The sequence below is a fragment of the Streptomyces sp. NPDC033177 genome (assembly GCF_055577715.1).
Genome location: NZ_JBVIPS010000005.1, coordinates 113,522 through 134,094 on the forward strand (window position 1 = coordinate 113,522; position 20,573 = coordinate 134,094).

Annotated in this window: 19 protein-coding genes; 10 read left to right on the top strand and 9 right to left on the bottom strand. The window is 70.4% G+C overall.

Going from position 1 to position 20,573, the window contains the following annotated elements:
* Window positions 1–139 precede the first annotated feature (139 nt).
* Window positions 140–1,993, bottom strand: a complete 1,854-nt coding sequence (locus tag ACZ5U5_RS18580; protein ID WP_469022720.1) for a phosphoenolpyruvate carboxykinase (GTP) — start codon at window positions 1,991–1,993, stop codon at window positions 140–142.
* Between the two features lie 308 nt (window positions 1,994–2,301).
* Between ACZ5U5_RS18580 and trhA the strand changes: the two genes are divergently transcribed.
* The 4 genes from trhA (at window position 2,302) to ACZ5U5_RS18600 (ending at window position 6,240) form a co-directional block, all read left to right on the top strand.
* Window positions 2,302–3,093: a PAQR family membrane homeostasis protein TrhA gene (gene trhA / locus ACZ5U5_RS18585; RefSeq protein WP_469022722.1), complete on the top strand. Its 792-nt coding sequence runs from the start codon at window positions 2,302–2,304 to the stop codon at window positions 3,091–3,093.
* Between the two features lie 116 nt (window positions 3,094–3,209).
* The gene (locus tag ACZ5U5_RS18590) at window positions 3,210–4,766 is read left to right on the top strand and encodes an MFS transporter (protein WP_469022724.1); all 1,557 of its coding nucleotides are present in this window, start codon (window positions 3,210–3,212) and stop codon (window positions 4,764–4,766) included.
* Window positions 4,767–4,771: 5 nt separating this feature from the next.
* A complete protein-coding gene (locus ACZ5U5_RS18595; RefSeq protein ID WP_469022727.1) occupies window positions 4,772–5,410 on the top strand; it encodes a TetR/AcrR family transcriptional regulator in 639 nt (212 codons plus the stop codon).
* A gap of 89 nt (window positions 5,411–5,499) precedes the next feature.
* Complete coding sequence (locus ACZ5U5_RS18600) at window positions 5,500–6,240, top strand: Mut7-C RNAse domain-containing protein (protein ID WP_469022730.1); 741 nt, start codon at window positions 5,500–5,502, stop codon at window positions 6,238–6,240.
* A 157-nt stretch (window positions 6,241–6,397) separates the two neighbouring features.
* Here the strand turns inward: ACZ5U5_RS18600 and ACZ5U5_RS18605 are convergent, their stop codons facing one another.
* Together ACZ5U5_RS18605 and ACZ5U5_RS18610 are read right to left on the bottom strand one after the other, a co-directional pair.
* Window positions 6,398–8,410: a thioredoxin domain-containing protein gene (locus tag ACZ5U5_RS18605; RefSeq protein ID WP_469022732.1), complete on the bottom strand. Its 2,013-nt coding sequence runs from the start codon at window positions 8,408–8,410 to the stop codon at window positions 6,398–6,400.
* Between the two features lie 67 nt (window positions 8,411–8,477).
* Window positions 8,478–8,783, bottom strand: a complete 306-nt coding sequence (locus ACZ5U5_RS18610) for a hypothetical protein (protein WP_469022734.1) — start codon at window positions 8,781–8,783, stop codon at window positions 8,478–8,480.
* Between the two features lie 121 nt (window positions 8,784–8,904).
* Between ACZ5U5_RS18610 and ACZ5U5_RS18615 the strand changes: the two genes are divergently transcribed.
* Window positions 8,905–12,108 (top strand): tetratricopeptide repeat protein, encoded by a 3,204-nt coding sequence (locus tag ACZ5U5_RS18615; RefSeq protein ID WP_469022737.1) that lies wholly within the window; start codon window positions 8,905–8,907, stop codon window positions 12,106–12,108.
* On the opposite strand, the gene ACZ5U5_RS18620 is transcribed toward ACZ5U5_RS18615, so the two are convergent.
* Window positions 12,105–12,353: a hypothetical protein gene (locus ACZ5U5_RS18620; protein ID WP_469022740.1), complete on the bottom strand. Its 249-nt coding sequence runs from the start codon at window positions 12,351–12,353 to the stop codon at window positions 12,105–12,107. The genes ACZ5U5_RS18615 and ACZ5U5_RS18620 overlap by 4 nt on opposite strands.
* Window positions 12,346–13,227: a mycothiol conjugate amidase Mca gene (gene mca, locus ACZ5U5_RS18625; RefSeq protein ID WP_469022743.1), complete on the bottom strand. Its 882-nt coding sequence runs from the start codon at window positions 13,225–13,227 to the stop codon at window positions 12,346–12,348. The genes ACZ5U5_RS18620 and mca overlap by 8 nt, the downstream gene beginning before the upstream one ends.
* 117 nt (window positions 13,228–13,344) lie before the next feature.
* Between mca and ACZ5U5_RS18630 the strand changes: the two genes are divergently transcribed.
* Complete coding sequence (locus ACZ5U5_RS18630; RefSeq protein WP_469022746.1) at window positions 13,345–13,752, top strand: DUF4307 domain-containing protein; 408 nt, start codon at window positions 13,345–13,347, stop codon at window positions 13,750–13,752.
* Between the two features lie 241 nt (window positions 13,753–13,993).
* The gene (greA, locus tag ACZ5U5_RS18635) at window positions 13,994–14,491 is read left to right on the top strand and encodes a transcription elongation factor GreA (protein WP_469022748.1); all 498 of its coding nucleotides are present in this window, start codon (window positions 13,994–13,996) and stop codon (window positions 14,489–14,491) included.
* Between the two features lie 61 nt (window positions 14,492–14,552).
* On the opposite strand, the gene ACZ5U5_RS18640 is transcribed toward greA, so the two are convergent.
* From ACZ5U5_RS18640 to ilvA, 3 genes are all read right to left on the bottom strand, one after another.
* Window positions 14,553–15,422 (bottom strand): ABC transporter permease, encoded by an 870-nt coding sequence (locus tag ACZ5U5_RS18640; protein ID WP_469022752.1) that lies wholly within the window; start codon window positions 15,420–15,422, stop codon window positions 14,553–14,555.
* Complete coding sequence (locus ACZ5U5_RS18645; protein ID WP_469022754.1) at window positions 15,419–16,432, bottom strand: ATP-binding cassette domain-containing protein; 1,014 nt, start codon at window positions 16,430–16,432, stop codon at window positions 15,419–15,421. The genes ACZ5U5_RS18640 and ACZ5U5_RS18645 overlap by 4 nt, the downstream gene beginning before the upstream one ends.
* Window positions 16,433–16,640: 208 nt before the next feature.
* The gene (gene ilvA / locus ACZ5U5_RS18650; protein ID WP_469022757.1) at window positions 16,641–17,870 is read right to left on the bottom strand and encodes a threonine ammonia-lyase; all 1,230 of its coding nucleotides are present in this window, start codon (window positions 17,868–17,870) and stop codon (window positions 16,641–16,643) included.
* Window positions 17,871–18,016: 146 nt separating this feature from the next.
* Here ilvA and ACZ5U5_RS18655 point away from each other — a divergent pair, with 146 nt between their 5' ends.
* The 3 genes from ACZ5U5_RS18655 to ACZ5U5_RS18665 all read left to right on the top strand — a co-directional run bounded on the left by ACZ5U5_RS18655 (window position 18,017) and on the right by ACZ5U5_RS18665 (window position 19,379).
* Entirely contained in the window at window positions 18,017–18,520 is a 504-nt protein-coding gene (locus tag ACZ5U5_RS18655; protein WP_365819893.1) for a MarR family winged helix-turn-helix transcriptional regulator, read from the top strand.
* A gap of 125 nt (window positions 18,521–18,645) precedes the next feature.
* Entirely contained in the window at window positions 18,646–19,128 is a 483-nt protein-coding gene (locus tag ACZ5U5_RS18660) for a sigma factor-like helix-turn-helix DNA-binding protein (RefSeq protein WP_469022760.1), read from the top strand.
* Complete coding sequence (locus ACZ5U5_RS18665; RefSeq protein ID WP_469022763.1) at window positions 19,125–19,379, top strand: hypothetical protein; 255 nt, start codon at window positions 19,125–19,127, stop codon at window positions 19,377–19,379. Before ACZ5U5_RS18660 ends, ACZ5U5_RS18665 begins: the two co-directional genes overlap by 4 nt.
* On the opposite strand, the gene ACZ5U5_RS18670 is transcribed toward ACZ5U5_RS18665, so the two are convergent.
* Window positions 19,380–20,534 carry a cystathionine gamma-synthase gene (locus ACZ5U5_RS18670; protein WP_453452112.1) on the bottom strand — a complete coding sequence of 385 codons (1,155 nt, stop codon included), beginning with the start codon at window positions 20,532–20,534 and terminating at the stop codon, window positions 19,380–19,382.
* Window positions 20,535–20,573: the final 39 nt, after the last annotated feature.

Sequence of the window (20,573 nt, forward strand, 5' to 3'; positions counted from 1 at the left end):
GAGGGGCATGTGAAGGCGGCGTATGCGAGATGCGGATATACGCGGATGAGCCCGCACGCATTCCGGATGAGCCCCGCACGTACACGCGGATGAGCCCCGCACGCCGTTGTGCGGGGCTCATCCGGAATGCGCCGTACGTCTAGCCGAGACGCTGCACCAGGGCGCGGTACTCGTCCCACAGTTCCTTGGGCGTGTGGTCGCCGAAGGTGTTCAGGTGCTCGGGGACCAGCGAGGCCTCGTCGCGCCAGACCTCCTTGTCGACCGTGAGCAGAAACTCCAGGTCATCCTTGGCCAGGTCGAGGCCCTCGGTGTCCAGCGAGTCGACCGTCGGCAGGATGCCGATGGGCGTTTCGACGCCCTCCGCCTTGCCGTCGAGGCGGTCCACGATCCACTTCAGGACGCGGGAGTTCTCGCCGAAGCCGGGCCACACGAACTTGCCGTCGGCGTTCTTCCGGAACCAGTTCACGTAGTAGATCTTCGGCAGCTTGGACTGGTCGGGCTTGTCCGCACCGACCTTGACCCAGTGGGCCATGTAGTCGCCCATGTTGTAGCCGCAGAACGGCAGCATCGCGAAGGGGTCGCGACGCAGCTCGCCCACCTTGCCCTCGGCCGCGGCGGTCTTCTCGCTGGCCACGTTCGCGCCGAGGAAGACGCCGTGCTGCCAGTTGAAGGACTCCGTGACCAGCGGCACCGCGCTGGCCCGACGGCCGCCGAAGAGGATCGCCGAGATCGGCACGCCCTTGGGGTCCTCCCACTCGGGCGCGATGATCGGGCACTGCGAGGCGGGCGTGGTGAAGCGGGCGTTCGGGTGGGCGGCCGGGACGCCCGATTCGGGGGTCCAGTCGTTGCCCTTCCAGTCGGTGAGGTGGGCGGGAGTCTCCTCCGTCATGCCCTCCCACCAGACGTCGTTGTCGTCGGTGAGCGCGACGTTCGTGAAGACCGAGTTGCCCCACAGGGTCTTCATGGCGTTGGCGTTGGTGTGCTCGCCGGTGCCGGGCGCGACGCCGAAGAAACCGGCCTCGGGGTTGATCGCGTAGAGCCGGCCGTCCTCGCCGAAGCGCATCCAGGCGATGTCGTCGCCGATGGTCTCGACCGTCCAGCCACGGACCGTCGGTTCCAGCATGGCGAGGTTGGTCTTGCCGCAGGCGCTCGGGAACGCGGCCGCGACGTACTTCGACTCTCCCTGCGGGGGCGTGAGCTTGAGGATCAGCATGTGCTCGGCCAGCCAGCCCTCGTCGCGCGCCATGACGGAGGCGATGCGCAGGGCGTAGCACTTCTTGCCGAGCAGGGCGTTGCCGCCGTAGCCCGAGCCGAACGACCAGATCTCGCGGTCCTCGGGGAAGTGCGAGATGTACTTCGTGGAGTTGCAGGGCCACGGCACGTCGGCCTCGCCCGCCTCCAGCGGTGCGCCGAGCGTGTGGACGGCCTTCACGAAGAAGCCGTCGTCGCCGAGCTCGTCCAGGACGGCCTGACCCATGCGGGTCATGGTGCGCATGGAGACGGCGACGTACGCGGAGTCGGTGATCTCCACACCGATGGCGGACAGCGGTGAGCCGACCGGCCCCATGCAGAACGGCACGACGTACATCGTGCGACCGCGCATCGAGCCGCGGAAGACACCGCCCTCGCCGCCCGAGCCCTGGAAGATCTCCCGCATCTCGGCGGGGGCCTTCCAGTGGTTGGTCGGGCCCGCGTCCTGCTCCTTCTCGGAGCAGATGAAGGTGCGGTCCTCGACGCGCGCGACGTCGGTCGGGTCGGAGGCCGCGTAGTACGAGTTGGGGCGCTTGATCGGGTCGAGCTTCTTGAACGTGCCCTTGGCGACGAGCTCCTCGCACAGGCGCTCGTACTCGGCTTCGGATCCGTCGCACCAGACCACGCTGTCCGGCTGCGTCAGTTCGGCGATCTCGTTCACCCAGGAGACGAGCTCCCGGTGGTTGGTGGGGACAGTGCCCAGGGGCTCTGCGAGAAGGGGAGCCGCGATGTCGCGCGCCACGATTGCTCCTATACGAGGGGTTTATAGGTTTGTTGCCCCGTGGGGGCTGCGACCCGGACGCTTCACGTGGTGTTCCCTCTGGCGCTCATCCGGTGCCGACCGCACTCATTTGATCATCCGACGCATCCGCGCATATGTCCAGAGGGCCTCACAAGTGAGCGGCGTGAGGATCGCCACTCACCAGGTCGGCCTACCGGCCACGAATCCGTCACTTGTACGCTCGGGTATCACCGTGAGCATCGCCACTTGTGCGTCGCGGTTCCCCATGACTGATGCCTAACTTACGGTTGCGTAGGTACGATGCCGATATGACCGCTCCCGTCCCTGACGCGATCACGAACAACCAGGACACCAGCCGCGGTTCGGCCTCAGGCTCCGACTCGGCCTCAGGCTCGGCCTCCAGCCCCGACTCGGCCTCCAGCTCCTCGTCCGTGCTCGACGCCCTGCCGCTTCCCGATCTCGAAGAAGTGAAGCCGAAGATGCGCGGCTGGCTGCACGCGGGAATGTTCCCCGCCGTGCTCGTCTCGGGCATCGCACTTCTGGCGCTCACGGACTCCACGCGTGCACGGATCGCCTGCGGGATCTATGTCCTGTCGGCCTGCCTGCTCTTCGGAGTGAGCGCGATCTACCACCGGGGCACCTGGAGTCCGCGCGCCGACGGCGTGCTGCGCAGACTCGACCACGCCAACATCTTCCTGATCATCGCGGGCACGTACACCCCGCTGACGATGCTGCTCCTGCCCGGCTCGAAGGGGCAGTGGCTCCTCTGGGGCGTGTGGGGCGCGGCAGTGGCCGGCATCCTCTTCCGGGTGTTCTGGGTCGGCGCGCCGCGCTGGCTCTACACCCCGTGCTACATCGCGATGGGCTGGGCCGCGGTCTTCTTCCTGCCCGACTTCATGCGGGCGGGCGGCATCGCCGTCCTGGTCCTGGTGATCGTGGGCGGCCTGCTCTACAGCGCGGGCGGCGTGATCTACGGCATCAAGCGCCCCAACCCCTCCCCGCGGTTCTTCGGCTTCCACGAGGTCTTCCACTCCCTCACGCTGGCCGCGTTCGCGGTGCACTACGTGGGCATCTCGATGGTGGCGTACCAGCACGGATAAGCGCCCCCCTTTCTCTTCATGGCCGCGGCTTTCGAGCCGCGGCCTTTTTGCGTGCGCGGACAGCGGACTGCCCCACATATTGACGGTTACCACCTTTTGACAGCTACTCTCATTTTATGGCCACCGTCAAAAGCTCGTCTGCCGCGCAACGGCAGGACCCACGCCGCTGGTGGGCGCTCGCCGCCCTGGTCGCGAGCATGCTCGTGCTCGGTTTCGACATGACGATCCTCAACGTCGCCCTGCCGACGATGGCCGCGCAGCTGGACGCGAGTACGGGCGAGCAACAGTGGATGGCGGATGCGTACGTCATCGTGTTCGCGGCCCTGATGCTTCCGGCCGGACTCCTCGGCGACCGGTTCGGACGCCGCAGGATGCTGATCACCGGGCTCGGGATCTTCCTGGTGGGCTCGCTGATCGGCACCCTCGTCGACTCCGTCGAGCTGGTCGTCGTGGCGCGGGCGTTCATGGGCCTGGGCGGCGCGCTCGTCATGCCCCTCGCCATGGCCGTGCTGCCCGCGCTCTTCGCCCCCGGCGAGCGGACCAAGGCCGTCGGCATCGTCGCGGCGGCCTCCGCGCTCGGCGCGCCGCTCGGACCGATCGTGGGCGGCTGGCTCCTGGACCACTTCTGGTGGGGCTCGATCTTCCTGATCAACGTCCCGATGGTCGCGATCGGCATCACGGCCTGCGTCTTCCTGCTGCCGGAGACGACCGACCCGTCGTCCCCGAAGGTCGACGTCGCCTCCACCGCGCTCACCGCGGCCGGGCTCGGCGCGCTCATCTACGCGATCATCGAGGCCCCCGTACGGGGCTGGGGCGACCCGCTGATCCTCGGCCTGTTCACGGGCGCGGCCGTCCTGATCGCCGCGCTCGTCCTGCGGGAGCGGAAGATGCCGCGCCCGATGCTCGACATGTCGCTGCTGCGCAACCGCGGCTTCCTGCTCAACACGATCGCGGCGACGCTCGTCATGTTCGTCCTGTCGGGCCTGATGTTCGTCCTTCCGCAGTATCTGCAGGCGGTGCTCGGCCATGACGCCTTCGGCACCGGTCTGCGGATGCTGCCGATGATGGGCGGCCTCATCATCGCGGCGAAGGGTGCGGAGCCTCTCGTACGCCGCTTCGGCCCGCGTGCGGTGATCAGCGCCGGGCTCGTCGTGCTCGCCTTCGCGGCGATTCTCGGCAGCCGTACGACGGTCGACTCCGGCTACGGCTTCACCGCGCTGTGGCTCACGATCGCCGGCATCGGCTTCGGCTTCGGCGTCGTGCCCGCCATGGACTCGGCCCTCGGGGCGCTCCCCGTGGAGCGGGCGGGATCCGGCACCGGCCTCATGATGACCGTGCGTCAGGTGAGCAGCGCCATCGGGATCGCCCTGCTCGGCTCGCTCCTCGCCGGTGTCTACGCCGACCGCCTCGACACCGGCAAGATCCCGGACGCGGCGGCGGACACCGCGGGCGAGTCGGTGGTGGCCGCCCACGCGGTCGCCGAACGGCTCGGGGTGTCGCGCCTTGCCGACTCCGCCGACGGGGCGTACATCGACGGCATGGTGACCGTCCTCCTCGTCAGTGGCGTCGCGGCGCTGGTCACCGCGCTGCTCGTCGCGGCGCTGCTGCCGAAGGTTCCCCCTCCGCCGGACGACACCGACATGGCACGGGAACCGGAGGATGCCCGACAATGAGCGCCATGACGGCCGCACGCATCACCGCTCCCTCGCAGGGCTCCCAGCTGGGACTTCGCGAACGGAAGAAGCTCAAGACGCGCATCGCGATCCGTGAGGCCACATACCGGCTGATCGACGAGCAGGGGTACGACGCGACGACGGTCGAGCAGATCGCGGAGGCCGCGGAGGTGTCGGCGTCGACCGTCTTCCGCTACTTCCCGACCAAGGAGGACATCGTCCTCACCGACGAGTACGACCCGCTCCTGGAGGACGAGCTGCGGGCACGCCCCGTGGACGAGCCGATCGTGGAGTCCCTGCGGCATGTGCTGCGCAGGGCGGTGAGTCTCGGCTTCACCGAGGAGCCGGAGGTCTCACGCCTCCGCACGCGCCTGATGATCGAGGTGCCCGCCGTGCGCTCCCGGCTCCTGGAGAGCATGTCGGTCACCGGCCGGATGCTGTGCCGCGTCATCGCGGAACGCGCGGGCCGCGACCCCGGGGAGCTGGAGGTCCGGGTCTTCGCGATGGGCCTCATCGCCGCGCTCACGGAGACGGCCGCGTACTGGGCGGAGCACGGCCACGAGGACGACCTGGGCGAGCTGGTGGACCGCGCCCTGTCCATGCTGACCACCACGGGCTTCGGGACGGGCGCGCCCCAGGCCTGACGCCGGTGCCTGGCGCAGATGCTGGACCGGTCCCGGCGGCCCGCGGAAATTCCCCGGCCGCCACTGCTCCCCCATGCCATCCTGACCGCATGAATGGTCCGGAGATCCTCGTCCACTTCGCCCCCGAGCTGGGGCTTTTCGTTCCGCACGGGCGAAGGGGCGGGCCCACCACGGCAGTTACGGACGGCGTGTCCACGCTCGGGCACGTCGTCGAGTCGCTCGGGGTGCCGCTGACGGAGGTCGGCTCGCTCGTCGTGGACGGCGCCGAGGTCCCGGTCTCGCACATCCCGTCGGCGGACGAGTCGGTGGAGGTCCGCGCCGTGCCCCGCCCCCAGCCCGTGCCGGGCGCCCCTCTCCGCTTCCTCCTCGACGTCCATCTCGGCACGCTGGCCCGCCGGTTGCGCCTCCTTGGCGTCGACGCGGCGTACGAGAGCACGGACATCGGCGACCCCGCCCTCGCCACGCGCTCGGCCGCGGAACGGCGGGTGCTGCTCAGCCGGGACCGGGGTCTGCTGCGACGCCGTGAGCTGTGGGCCGGGGCGTACGTCTACAGCGACGCGCCGGACGAACAACTCCGCGATGTGCTGGGCCGGTTCGCCCCCGCGCTGGCCCCGTGGACCCGGTGCACGGCCTGCAACGGCTCCCTGCGGGCGGCGACCAAGGAGGATGTGGCGGATCGCCTGGAGGGCGGCACGCGGGGGTCGTACGACGTGTTCGCGGAGTGCGGGGAGTGCGGGCGGGTGTACTGGCGGGGAGCGCATCATGACCGGCTGGAGGGGATTGTGGCGGGGGCGGTGCAGGAATTTTCCCCGACCCCGCCCCTTCCCTAAAACCGTGCCTGCGCCCCGGGCCTACCTGGGGCTCCGCCCCAGACCCCGCTCCTCAATCGCCGGAGAGGCTGAATCTTTCAGCCTCTCCGGCGATTGAGGAGGCCCTCGCGCAGCGAGTTTCGGGAAGGGGCGGGGTGGGGGAAAAGAACCCCGGCCCTCAGCCCGAAAGCTTCGCCGCCAGCTCCCCCGCGTCAGTGGTAGGCGCGTCGCAGACGAACCGCCGGCAGACGTAGGCCGCAGGCCGCTCCCTCCCCGCGAGCAGCGGAAACTCGCCGCCGCCCGCAGGGCCGACAGCGACGACAGCCCCCGGCGCCGTCCCAAGGAGCGCGGTGCGGTGCAGCTCCCCACCGACCGGTCCGATCACCGCGACCTCGCGGGGACCGTCCAGCGCCGCTTCGGCCACCGCGAGGCCATGCCCGATGAACCGGGGCGCCCGAGGCCCGAGCCCCTTGACCACGCCAAGCGCCCGCTCCGCCGCGCGGCGATGCGGCTCGGCTCCGGTCTGCGCGGCGTACGAGAGCAGCGCCCCCGCGGCAGCCGTCCACCCGGACGGCACCGCGTTGTCCGTGGGGTCCTGCGGCCGCCGGATCAGCTGCTCGGCGTCCGCGGCGGTGTCGTACAGGGATCCGGACTCCGCGTCCACGAACTGGGCGAGCACGTGGTCGAGCAGGAACCCGGCGAATTCCAGCCAGACCCCCTCCCCCGTCACGGAGGCCAGCGCGAGGAACCCCTCGGCGACGTCGGCGTAGTCCTCCAACACGCCCGCGTTAGCGCCGACTTGACCATCCTTGGACGTACGGGAGAGCCGTGCCCTGTCGTCCATGTGCAGCCGCACGAGGAGGTCACCGGCGCCGACCGCGGCCGCCACCAGGTCAGGCCGGTCGAAGTACGCGCCGACCTCGGCGAGCGCGGCCACGGCGAGACCGTTCCAGGCGGCGACGACCTTGTCGTCACGTCCGGGCGCGGGCCGCTGCGAGCGGGCCGCGAGCAGCCGCTCCCGGATGGAGTCGAGCCGCGCGGCGTCGGCCACCACCCCAGCCTGCGCGGGGAGTTGGAGCACGGAGGCACCTTCCTCGAAGGTCCCTTCCTCGGTCACCCCGAAGTACGTGGCGGCCAGCTCGGCGTCCGCGTCGCCGAGCACCTCGCGGAGCTGCTCCGGCGTCCAGACGTAGTACGCGCCCTCGACGTGCTTGCCGGTCGCGGCGTCCTCGCTGTCGGCGTCGAGCGCCGAGGCGAAACCGCCCTCGTTCGTACGGAGTTCGCGGACCATGAAGTCGGCCGTCTCCAGCGCGACGCGGCGGGCGAGGTCCGAGCCCGTGGCCCGCCACAGGTGGGCGTAGACCCGGCAGAGCAGCGCGTTGTCGTACAGCATCTTCTCGAAGTGGGGCACGACCCACTCCCGGTCCACGGAGTAGCGCGCGAAACCGCCGCCCAGCTGGTCGTAGATCCCGCCGCGCGCCATCCGCTCGCAGGTGTCGGCCGCCATCTGCAGGGCGCCCTCCGAGCCGGTGCGGGCGTAGTGCCGCAGCAGGAACTCGACGACCATGGACGGCGGGAACTTGGGGGCGCCGCCGAAACCGCCGCGCGAGGCGTCGTAGTCGCGGGTCAGGCCGAGCAGCGCCTGGGCGAGCTCGTCCTCGCCGGGCAGCTCGTCCGAGCCGAACGCGAGCTGCCGTTCGGCGAGGTCCCGCACGATCTTCCCGGCGACGTCGGCGACCTCGTCGCGCCGGTCCGTCCAGGCGCGCCGGACCCCGTCGGCCACCTGCTGGAAGGAGGGCATGCCGTGCCGCGGCTCGGGCGGGAAGTACGTGCCGAAGTAGAAGGGCTCGGCGTCGGGCGTCAGGAAGACCGTCATGGGCCAGCCGCCCTGCCCGGTCGCGGCCTGTACGGCCTCCATGTAGACGGCGTCGATGTCGGGCCGCTCCTCGCGGTCGACCTTGACGTTGACGAAGTGCTCGTTCAGGAAGGCGGCCGTACCGGCGTCCTCGAAGGACTCGTGGGCCATGACGTGGCACCAGTGGCAGCTGCTGTACCCCACGCTGAGCAGCACGGGAACGCCCCGCTCCCGCGCCTGCGCGAAGGCCTCCGCCGACCAGGGCCACCAGTCGACGGGGTTGTCGGCGTGCTGAAGAAGATAGGGGGACGTCTCATGGGCCAGTCGGTTCGGCATGCCCTCCATCCTCGCGCACACGGAAGGGTGCCGCGCAGGTGCCACGGGTTCGCGGCGAGCCGCGCGGTCAGGCTTCGCGGTTCCGCAGTCTTCGGGCGATCTCGATGTCGGAAGTGAGCGCGCTCAGGCGGGGCGGCGTCCTGGAAGCGTCGAGCACCACGACGTGCAGCCGGTCACCGACCTGGGGCGGTGCCGCGTCCGTCCACCAGGACGGGTGCTTGGCCTGGTCCACGAAGCCCTCTCGCCCGACCACCTCCCCGCCGGTCTGCCCGTCGGTCTCCCCGTTCCCCTGCCCGTCGATGATCACGAGGCAGCCCACCGGGGCGACGGCCCTGACCGTGACGTCGAGTTCCTCGTGATCGGCGATCGTCACCAAAACCTCCGTCCGTATACGGGAGATGCTTCCACGTGATCCTCGGACTCGCTCGCGTCGAGGGCCCGTACGCAGGACACTTGTGGCCGCAGGTGACCATTGCACTCGGAGGGGGAGCCATATGCGGGACAGCCATCGGGCCGAAGCCGAGCGGCTGTTGGTGCGGGCGGTGGAAGAAGAGGTGCGGCGCTCCGGCGGACGTATCGACGGGGGCGTACTGCTCTCGCGGGCCCGGGGCGCCCTGGACGCCATGGGGCAGACCGCCGCCGAGGAGTACGCCGCCTATACGCAGGCAGTCGACGAGGCGGAGGCCGGCCAGCTCTCCTTCGGGCAACGGTATGCCAGAGAGGGAGCGGGAACTCCCCTGCTGGTGGCCGCCGTTGCGGCCGTGGGCGCCTGTCTCGCCGACCTCATCCTCGGGACCGGCGTCTCGACCGCCATGGGCGCGGGCGCAGCCGTCGCCGTCGTCGGCGCGGCCACCACCGTCCTGAAGGTCACCGCCGCCCACGTGCCCGCGGCCAGTCGCCGCGCCGGTGCCATCAGCCAGCCGGGCGGTCCCGAACAGCTGCGGCTGCAGTGGCTCACCGCCCTTGAGGTGCGGGGCATCCGGCCCTTCCTGGACCAGCAGCGCGTACTGCAGGCCCCGTCCGGCAAGAAGAAGACCTCGCCGCAGCTGCGCGGCACGGACAAGAGCGCGGCGGCGCGCAGGCGTACCGTACTGGAGCAGTCATTCGCCCAACTGCCCCAGCCGGAGGGCCCGTTCACCGGGCGGCGCACGGAGCTGGCGCGTGTCGCCCAGTGGGTGCACGCCGCGCGGGCCAGTACCGAGACGCGGCCCACCGTCGTCGTGCTGCACGGCACGCCGGGATCAGGGCGCTCTTCGCTCGCCGTGCGGGCCGCGCACGATCTGCGGGACCAGTTCCGGGGCGCCTGCGTCGTCGACCTGCGGGGCGAGAGCTCCCAGCCGCTGTCCACGCGGGACGCGCTCATGCATCTGCTGAATCGATTGGGCGCCCCGCGCGAGCAGCTCCTGTTCCGTGAACGTTCCTCGCAGGAACAGCAGGTCAAGCGGCTCAGCGAGCTGTACCACCAGTATCTGACGGGGCTCGCGGTCACCGTCGTACTGGACGACGCAAGCGACCCGGAGCAGGTGCGCACCCTGGTGCCCGAGCGCTCCGACAGCCTCGTCCTCGTCACCACCCGCAAGCCCCTGGAACTCCCGGCGGACCTTGCCGCCTGGGTGCACCAGCTGCCGGTGGAGCCGCTCGACGCGGCGGGCTCGGAGCAGCTCCTGCGAAAGACCGCGGAGGACACCTCCGGGCCCTACGACGCCGAATCCGCCGACGCCGTACGGCAGTTGTGCGGCGGACTGCCGCTCGCCCTGCGCGTCGCCGGGTCCTCGATCGGCTCGCGCACGGCGGCGCAGCTCGCCGCCGACCTGGCCGCGTACGGCCCCTTCGAGAAGGTCACGCCCGTGGAGCGCGTCCTGTGGCTGCGCTACACCGACCAGAGCGAGCCCGCCCGGCGTCTCCTGCGCAGGCTCGCGCTGGCCGGCCGCGCCTCCATGGGGGCGGCCGCCGCCGCTGCCCTGCTCGGCGCCGACGAGACGGAAGCGGCCCGCCAGCTGACCGCGCTCTCCCGCGCGGGCCTCGTCGACCACGTGCGCGGCAACCGCTACCGCCTGCACGATCTCGTACGTGCCTTCGCGCTCGCCCGGCTCATCGACGAGGAGGAGCCCGCGGAGCGCACGGCCGCACAGGAACGTCTCATCGTCAGCTACAGCGAGCTCGCCGGGTCGGTGATCCGCCTGGTCGACGGCAAGATGTCGACGCGGGCCGGCCAGTTCGACCGGCACGGCTTCGCCTCCCTCGAGGCGGCCCTGCGCTGGCTCGACGACGAGTCGAGCTTCATCACGGCGGCCCTGCGGCACGCGGAGGGCGTCGACCAGGAGGCGGTGCTGAATCTCCTGGGCGCACTGTGCGACTACTGCCTGCTGCGCGGCGACCTCTACCGCCTGGGCGAGATCAGCGAGCTGACGCAAGCCGTCGACCAGGGTCTTCTCTCCCGGAGCGTGCGGTGGCGCACCGGCATCGCGTCCCGTCAGCTCGGCGAGCTCGACCAGGCGCGGACGACCCTGACCTCGGTCGTCGACCTCTACATGGAGGCGCACCAGGACGCGGGCGCCGCCCTCGCCCTGTGTTCGCTGGGGATCACCCTGCACCACCAGGGCAATCTGACCGAGGCGGCCGCGCGCCTGAGCGAGGCCCTCGAACTGCAGGGCGCCGACGAACTCGCCGGTGACCGCGCCTGGACGATGCACGCCCTCGCCGCGGTGGAGCGCGACCGCTCCAACCTCAACCAGGCCCTGGACCTCCTGGAGACCTCGCTCGTCCTGCACCGCGAGAACGACTCCCTGCACGGCGAGGCCTGGGCGCACTTCCAGCTCGGCCAGCTCTGCCTGCGCATGGGCGACGTACCGCGCGCGGAGGAGCAGCTGCGGGGCGCCCTTGACCTGTACGGGCGCACACGTGACGGCCGCGGCGAGGCCTGGGCCCTGACGCAGCTCGCGCGGGCCCGCCTGGTGGACGGCGACGCGTCGGCCGCGGTCGACGGGCTGCGGCAGGCGGTCTCCCGGCACCGTGACAACGAGGACGCGCGCGGCGAGGCGTGGAGCGCCTACTACCTGGGCCAGGCCCTGGAGGAGGCGGGCAGTCTCGACCAGGCGGTGCGCGAGCTGGAGCGCTCACGGACGATGTTCTCGCGGATGCGGGACGTGTACGGCCTGGCCTGCGCCCGGCACCACTCGGCCCGGGTGACCCGCGACCAGCGCGCCGCCCAGACGGGCTCGCTGCGCAATTCCGGCTTCGCCCGTCAGCTCCTGGTGGACGCCCGCGCCGACTTCCAGCGCATCGGCGTCGCCCACGGCGAGGCGTGGACGTGCCTGGAGCTCGCGGTCGTGGACGCGGGGAACACACGCGCCCAGCAGGCGCTCGCCCTGTGCGACGAGGCGGCCGAGCTGTTCGCGTCGTACGGCGACCACAGGGGCGAGGACTGGGCCCGCTTCCTGCGCTGCACCCTGCTGCCGTACGGATCGCCCGGCGGCTGGGAGATCGGCACCGCCGTGGCCCAGGAGGAGCTCAGCCAGCTGGCACGCGCCGGGCATCCGACGCGCGACGGCAAGCTGGGCGACTACATGGAGGCGTTCGGCCTGCTCCTGGAGCGCGGTGCCGACCTGGAGGCGGGCTGGCAGGCCTGGCGCCTGGGCATGGTGCCGAACCGTCACTCCCGAGAGGTGATGGGAGTGACGGTGGCGAGGGCGGGCTAGCCCTTGCGGGGCTCGGCCGCGGAGGGCTCACCCTCCGCGGTCGCGCTGGAGGAGGCCTCCGCGGGCTCCTTGAAGTCGACCTTCCGCATGTGCTTGTTCATCGACTTCATCAGCCCCCAGACGGCGACAGCCATCACCGCGAAGACGATGAACCCGAGAACACCCGGGGTCACCTTGTCATCGTCGACCTCTTTGGCGAGAGGGACGAGATGCGTCATTGCCAGATGTACGTTCACGCTAGGCATTGTCGCGGATGCCCGCAAAGAGGTCGTCCTCGGGGAGGGATGTATCGACGAGCGACTTCGCGAGCTCGTACTCCTCCGTGGGCCAGACCTCCTTCTGGAGCTCCATCGGCACCCGGAACCAGCCGCCGTCGGGGTCGATCTGCGTGGCGTGCGCGATCAGCGCCCGGTCGCGGACCTCGTAGAAGTCGGCGCAGGGGACGTGCGTGGTCAGCGTCCGCTCGACCCGCTCGAACTCGTCCCACCGCTTCAGCCAGTCCCCGTAGGGCGATTCCAGGCCCTTGTCGAGCATGGCGTGGTGGAGCGCCTCGGTGCGCGGCCGGTTGAAGCCCTGGTTGTAGTAGAGCTTCTGCGGCTGGAAGACCGGGCCGTACTCGCTCTCCGGGTACTTCTCGGCGTCCGCCGCACCGTCGAACGCCACCATCGTGATCTTGTGGGTCATGATGTGGTCGGGGTGCGGATAGCCGCCGTTCTCGTCGTACGTGGTGATGACCTGCGGACGGAAGGAGCGGATCTGCCGGACCAGCTCGCCGGCCGCCTTGTCGACGTCCTCCAGGGCGAAGCAGCCCTCGGGCAGCGGCGGCAGCGGGTCACCCTCGGGCAGGCCGGAGTCGACGAAGCCGAGCCAGTCCTGCTTGACGCCGAGGATCTCGCGGGCCTCGTCCATCTCCTTCCTGCGCACCTCGTGGATGTTCTCCTGGATGTACTTGTCACCCTGGAGCTTGGGGTTGAGGATGTCGCCGCGCTCCCCGCCCGTGCAGGTCACGACGTGCACGTCCACCCCCTCGGACACGTACTTGGCCATGGTGGCCGCGCCCTTCGACGACTCGTCGTCGGGGTGGGCGTGCACGGCCATCAGTCGCAGCTGCTCAGTCAAGACTCGATCCTCAGTGATCCGGCGCCGCCCTGGTCAATTCGGCGCAATGAACGGCTTCTATAGTGACGGAACCGGGGGGCAGAAAATTCCGGCATCCCCTTTTGATGGAGGACGATCATGGCGGCCGTGAGCGAGAAGCTCCCCGATGGCCGGTACGGCCGCGAGCGCACGGCCGACGAGCGCGCGGACCGGAAGCTGAAGATCATCGGCTCGGTCCTCGGTGTGCTCTTCCTCGCGATGATCGGCTGGTTCGGATTCGACTACGTCTCCGGCACCAAGGTCAGCGGCGAAGTGATCAAGTTCGACGTCGTCTCGAGCAGCGCGGTCAAGGTGCACCTGGAGGTGCGCAAGGACGCGGACGCCAAGGGCTACTGCACCCTGCGTTCCCAGGCCGAGGACGGCGAAGAGGTGGGCCGCGCGGATTTCCGCTTCGACCAGCACGAGGGCCGGATCGACAAGGTCGTCACGCTGCGCACGAAGGCGCAGGGGACGAGCGCCGAGCTCCTCGGCTGCCACTCCGACTGACTTCGGCTGACTTCGGCTGACTCCGGCTGGCTTCGACCCGCCTCGGCCGGCCCCACGCGTCACACTGACCGGCCGACGCCCCGTCTGTACCGGCTCCCACCTGCGTCGACGTATTTCTGACGGCTTATGTCCTCCCCCTCACGCGCCTGAATTGTTAGGCTCGTGGTTTCGCCCACCCGTGAGGGAACATCCTTCTGGGTAGGGCGATGCTTTGTATTCCCAGTACCTACGAGGAGCACCTGTGACCCAGACCAGCGAGAACGTCACCTGGCTGACCCAGGAGGCGTACAACCAGCTCAAGGCCGAGCTGGAGTACCTGTCTGGTCCCGCGCGCACCGAGATCGCTACGAAGATCGCGGCGGCACGTGAGGAGGGGGACCTGCGCGAGAACGGCGGGTACCACGCGGCCAAGGAGGAGCAGGGCAAGCAGGAGCTCCGCGTCCGCCAGCTGACCCAGCTCCTGGAGCACGCCAAGGTCGGTGAGGCGCCGGCCGCGGACGGCGTGGTCGCGCCCGGCATGGTCGTGACGATCGCCTTTGACGGCGACGAGGACGACACCCTGGTGTTCCTGCTCGCCTCGCGCGAGTACGCGAGCTCCGACATCGAGACGTACTCGCCGCAGTCCCCGCTCGGCAGCGGCGTGAACGGCAAGAAGATCGGCGAGGACGCGCAGTACGAACTGCCGAACGGCAAGCTCGCCTCGGTGAAGATCCTCCAGGCGAAGCCGTACCAGGCCTGAGGCCCGCGTCGGCGACACGGAAGGCCCCCCGCACCGAGCGTGCGGGGGGCCTTTCGCATGATCAGCCGTCCGCCCGGCGGTACTTGCGGACCGCGAGCGTGCGGAACGCCACGATGATGAGCACGGACCAGATCAGCGAGGCCCAGACGGGGTGCTCCATCGGCCAGGCTCCGGTGACCGACTTCGGGACCCCTTCGATCGTGTTGCCGAACAGTTCTCGGGCCGCCGCCACCGTGGCACTGAACGGGTTCCACTCGGCGACGTACTGAAGGAACTTCGGCATGCCGTTGACCGGCACGAACGCGTTCGAGATGAACGTCAGCGGGAAGAGCCAGATCAGCCCTCCGGAGGTGGCCGCCTCGGGGGTGCGGACGGACAGGCCGATCAGTGCGCCGATCCAGGTGAACGCGTAGCCGAGCAGCAGGAGCAGGCCGAAGCCGGCGAGGACCTTGCCGATGTTCTCGTGCGTGCGCCAGCCGACGAGCAGGGCCACCGCCGCGAGCACGGCCAGGGTCACGGCCGTCTGCACCAGATCCGCGAGGGTGCGGCCGGTCAGGACGGCGCCCCGCGCCATCGGCAGCGACCGGAAGCGGTCGATGAGGCCCTTGTGCATGTCGTCGGCGATGCCCGCGCCCGCGCCTGCCGTGGCGAAGGTGACGGTCTGCGCGAAGATGCCCGCCATCAGGAATTCCTTGTAGGCGCTCGCGCTGCCGGCGGGTGCGCCCGGGATGTTGATGGACCCGCCGAAGACGTACGTGAACAGGACCACGAACATCACCGGCTGGATGACCCCGAAGAGGATCATCTCGGGAATCCTGGTCATGCGGATCAGGTTCCTGCGGGCCACGACCAGCGAGTCCCTGGCCGACTGGACGATGCCGCCCTTGGGGCGAGGCGCCAGGAGTGGCCGGGTGTCGGATACAGCGCTCACTTCGCGTCCCCCTTGTCCTTGACGTCCGCGCCGGTCGCGCCGTTCTCGCCGTTCTCGCCGTTCGGCGACGTCTCGGCCGCGTGTCCCGTCAGCGAGATGAACACGTCGTCCAGGGTCGGGCGGCGAAGGCCGATGTCGTCGATCTCGATTCCGCGGGCGTCCAGCTCGCGGATGACCTCGGCGAGCAGCTTGGCGCCGCCGGAGACCGGGACCGTGAGCTTGCGGGTGTGGTTCTCCACGGCGACCTCGCCCTTGCCGAGGCCGCGCAGGACCTCCGTGGCCGAGGTGATGTCCTCGCGCTCGTGCACGACGACCTCGACGCGCTCGCCGCCGGTCTGCGCCTTGAGGTGGTCGGATGTGCCGCGTGCGATGACCCGGCCGTGGTCGATGACGCAGATGTCGTGCGCCAGGTGGTCGGCCTCTTCGAGGTACTGGGTGGTGAGCAGCAGGGTCGTGCCGCCCGACACCAGCTCCTGGATGACCTCCCAGAGCTGCTGTCGGTTGCGCGGGTCGAGGCCCGTCGTCGGCTCGTCCATGAACATCACCGGGGGCGACACGACGAGCGCGGCCGCGAGGTCGAGCCGGCGGCGCATGCCTCCCGAATACGTCTTGGAGGGGCGGTCGGCGGCGTCGGCGAGATTGAACCGGTCGAGCAGCTCGCCCGCCCTGACCTTCGCCTCCTTCGCCCTCATCTGATAGAGCTGGCCGACCATTTGGAGGTTCTCGCGGCCCGTCAGGTACTCGTCGACGGCGGCGAACTGTCCCGAGAGGCCGATCGACCGCCGCACTTCGTTCGGATCCTTCAGTACGTCGATGCCCGCGACGACCGCGCGGCCCCTGTCCGGCCTCAGAAGCGTCGTCAGACAGCGCACCGCCGTGGTCTTGCCCGCGCCGTTCGGCCCGAGGAGGCCGAGCACGGTGCCTTCCGGGACATCCAGATCGACGCCGTCCAGAGCCCTTACGTCGCCGAAGGTCTTCACAAGACCCTCGGCGTAGATGGCGCCTGGCATGTGGGTTCTCCCAGTGGTTTGGGTGACTTCCTACGGAAAATCTTAGATTTGCCGGGTACCGAGCGCCCGGTGACCAGTGACGTGAGACACACCATAACGCGATACATCGCGTCTCCACAACGGGATTGCTGGAGCCTGTGGACAACGCAAAATAGTGCGCAACCGCACCTGGACGCAGGCGATTTTCGCCGCGGTCAGCCGACGGTGGTCAGCCGATGACGGTGTAACCCGCCTCGCGCAGCGCCGCACCCACCTCGGTGCAGTGCTCGGGCCCCTTGGTCTCCAGGTGCAGCTCCACCTCCACCTCCGTGAGTCCGAGGCGCGGATCGGTCCGCACGTGGCCCACGTCGAGGACGTTAGCGTCGACCACTGACAACACCCCGAGGAGCGTGGCCAGCGCCCCGGGCCGGTCCGTGAGACGCAGGCGCAGCGACAGGTAGCGGCCGCCCGCAGCCATGCCGTGGCGCAGGATCCGCTGCATCAGGAGCGGGTCGACGTTGCCGCCCGACAGGAGCGCGACCACCGGGCCCTCGAAATCCCTCGGCCTGCTCAGAAGCGCCGCCACAGGGCTCGCGCCCGCCGGTTCGACGACCATCTTGGCCCGCTCCAGGCAGAGCAGCAGCGCGCTGGACAGCTCGTCCTCCGAGACGGTCACCACGTCGTCGAGAAGCTCATCGATGATCTTGAACGGAACGTCGCCGGGACGCCCGACCTTGATGCCGTCCGCCATCGTCGCCGGGTTGTCGATCGACACCGGGTGCCCGGCCGCGAGCGAAGGGGGGTATGCCGCGGAACCCGCCGCCTGCACACCGATCACCTTGACGTCCGGTCGCAGCGACTTCACGGCCACCGCGATGCCCGCCGCGAGCCCGCCGCCGCCGACCCCCAGGACCAGGGTGCGCAGCTCAGGGCACTGCTCCAGGATCTCGAGGCCCACCGTGCCCTGCCCCGCGATGATGTCGGGGTGGTCGAAGGGGTGGATGAACACCGCGCCCGTCTCCTGCGCGTACTCCTGGGCCGCGGCCAGCGTCTCGTCGACGACCTGACCGTGCAGCCGCACCTCCGCGCCGTACTCCCGGGTGGCCGCGACCTTGGGCAGCGGCGCGCCCACCGGCATGAAGACCGTGGACCGCACGCCGAGCAGCGAGGACGCGAGGGCCACGCCCTGCGCGTGGTTGCCCGCGCTCGCGGCGACCACACCGGCCGCGCGCTCCTCGGGCAGCAGGCCGGCGATGCGTACGTACGCGCCGCGCAGCTTGAAGGAGCCCGTCCGCTGGAGGTTCTCGCACTTGAAGTGCACCGGCGAGCCCACGAGGCGCGACAGGTGCCTGCTGCCTTCCATCGCCGTCATCCTGGACACACCCGAGAGCATCTTCTGGGCGCCGCGCACATCGTCGAGGGTGACCGAAGGCAAGGAGTGACGCGTGCGGTAGCTCATGACTGCCAGTCTCCCAGTTCACACCGGTGTCCTCCTGCGGTGACCACGGGGCGAGACTGGTTTGCGCAGCGCTGGTACGCCCCGCGTCCCGGCCGCGTACCCTGTCCCCCAACCCCATCGCCCTCGCATGAAGTGAGCCCCCGGCCATGCCCACAACTCCGGACATGACGACCGCCAGCGATCCCGGCCTCCTCGACACGCTGCAGCACCAGGTGGCCGTGTTCGCCCGCCGTGCGGAGCAGACGCGCCTCGGCGGCGTAGGACAGGTCCGCAACTCCATGGACCGCGCCGCGTACCTCCTGCTCAACCGCCTCGACAAGGAAGGGCCGATGGGCGTCAAGGCGCTCGCGGCGAGCATGGGCATCGACTCCTCGACGGTCACCCGGCAGGTCGCCCCGCTGGTCGACACGGGCCTCGTCAAGCGCACCTCGCACCCCGAGGACGGCCGTGCCGTGGTGCTCCAGCTCTCGCCGCGCGGCGAGGCCCGCCTGAACGAGGTGCGCTCGTCCCGGCGTGACCTCATGGCCGAGCTCACCGGTGACTGGTCCCCGGAGGAGCGCGAAAGCTTCTGCACGCTCCTCACACGCTTCAATTCAGCGCTCTCCGCCCGCCAGACCTCACAGTCGGCTCCGGACGCGCCTGAGTCCTGACCCCGAGTCCTGGGCCTGAGTCCTCCCCGGTCCGATCGCTCCGGGGGTTCCCGCCTCTTGACCTGGCCCAGGTGCCTGGCCTCATATGAGACCGGGGGGCCCGGTCCCTCCAGGCGGGAGGCGCGGTGCGCGAACGGCAGGCGTTTGTGGACGCCCGCCGGGCCCGGGAGTTCGAGGCGTTCGTCGCGGGCGCGGCAGGGCGGCTGCTGCATGCCGCGACGCTGCTCACCACCGAGCCCCCGGACGCCAACCCACGCGCGCGTGCCCTGCTGACCGCGTCCCTCGCGCATTCGTACGCGACCTGGCACCGGATGCGCGGCGAGGACCCGTACGACCGCACCCGCCAGCAGCTCGCCATCCGCTTCGCGCGCGGCGCCTGGCGCCGCCACCGCAGCCACGGCGGCGTCCTGGCCCGCCTCACCCCCCAGGAGCGGCTGATCCTCGTGCTGCGGCTCTACGAGGGCGTCGCAGAGGAACAGACGGCGGCGCTGCTCGGCCTGCCCGCCGACCGCGTGGAGACGATCTGCGCCCGCGCCATGGAGACGGTGCTCCACCCGCCGCGCGGCCCGGCACCGACCGCCCCCCTGGGGGAGGCGGCCCCGTCATGAACCAATACGACCGCAAGGTGGGCGAGGTCCGCCACCTCCTGGACGACGGCACGCCCCCGTCGGCCCCGCCCGAGCTGTACGAGGAAGCCGTCCGCCGCGGCGGACGCATGCTGCGCCGCAGAAGGGCGCTGCGCCGGCTGCTGTGGCTCATGCTGCTCGTGGCGGCGGTCGTCTTCGTCGTGTGGGCGTCGGTCGAGCAGCCCTGGGTGGAGCCGCCGTCGGAGACGACTCCACCGCTCACCCGTTGGTGACTAGCCCAGCGCCTGCTGGAGATCGGCCAGCAGGTCGTCCGCGGACTCGATGCCCACGGAGAGCCGCACCAGGTCAGCCGGCACCTCCAGGGCCGAGCCCACCACCGAGGCGTGCGTCATCCGCCCCGGGTGCTCGATCAGGGACTCCACGCCGCCGAGCGACTCCCCCAGGGTGAACAGCTTCGCCCGGTCGCAGACGGCCACCGCGGCCTCCTCGCCCCCGGCGACCTGGAAGGACACCATCCCGCCGAACGCCTTCATCTGCTTGGCCGCGGTCTCGTGACCGGGGTGCTCCGGAAGACCCGGGTAGAGAACACGCGTCACGCGCGCGTGCCGCGACAGCATCTCGGCGACCTTCGTCGCGTTCTCGCTGTGCCGGTCCATCCGGACGGCCAGCGTCTTGATGCCGCGCAGGACCAGCCACGCGTCGAAGGGCCCGGCCACCGCGCCCATCGCGTTCTGGTGGTACGCCAGCTCCTCGCCCAGCTCAGGGTCACTGACCACCAGCGCGCCGCCCACCACGTCCGAGTGCCCGCCCATGTACTTCGTCAGGGAGTGCACGACGACGTCCGCGCCGAGCGCGAGCGGCTGCTGGAGGTAGGGGCTCGCGAAGGTGTTGTCGACGACGAGCCGCGCCCCCGTCTCCTTGGCGACCTGCGCGACGGCGGCGATGTCCGTGATGCCGAGCAGCGGGTTGGAGGGGGTCTCCACCCAGATCGCCTTCGTGCGGTCGGTCACCGCGGCCCGTACCGCCGCCGGGTCGGAGGTGTCGGCGACCGACCACTCCACGCCCCACCGGGAGACGACCTTCGCGAAGAGCCGGAACGTGCCGCCGTACGCGTCGTTCGGGATGACCACGTGGTCGCCGGGAGCGAGCAGCGTACGCAGGAGGCAGTCCTCCGCGGCGAGACCCGACGAGAAGGCGAGCCCGCGCCTGCCGCCCTCCAGGGCGGCCAGGTTCTCCTCCAGGGCGGTGCGGGTGGGGTTGGCGCTGCGGCTGTACTCATAGCCGCCGCGCAGACCGCCGACGCCGTCCTGCTTGTACGTCGACACCTGGTAGATCGGCGGGACGACCGCGCCCGTGAGCGGATCGGCGGTGTTGCCCGCGTGGATCGCGACGGTCTCGAAACTCTGGCTGCTGAAGCTGTCACTCATGTGGCCAGAGCCTAGTCCGGGACGCGGGAGGAGCCGACG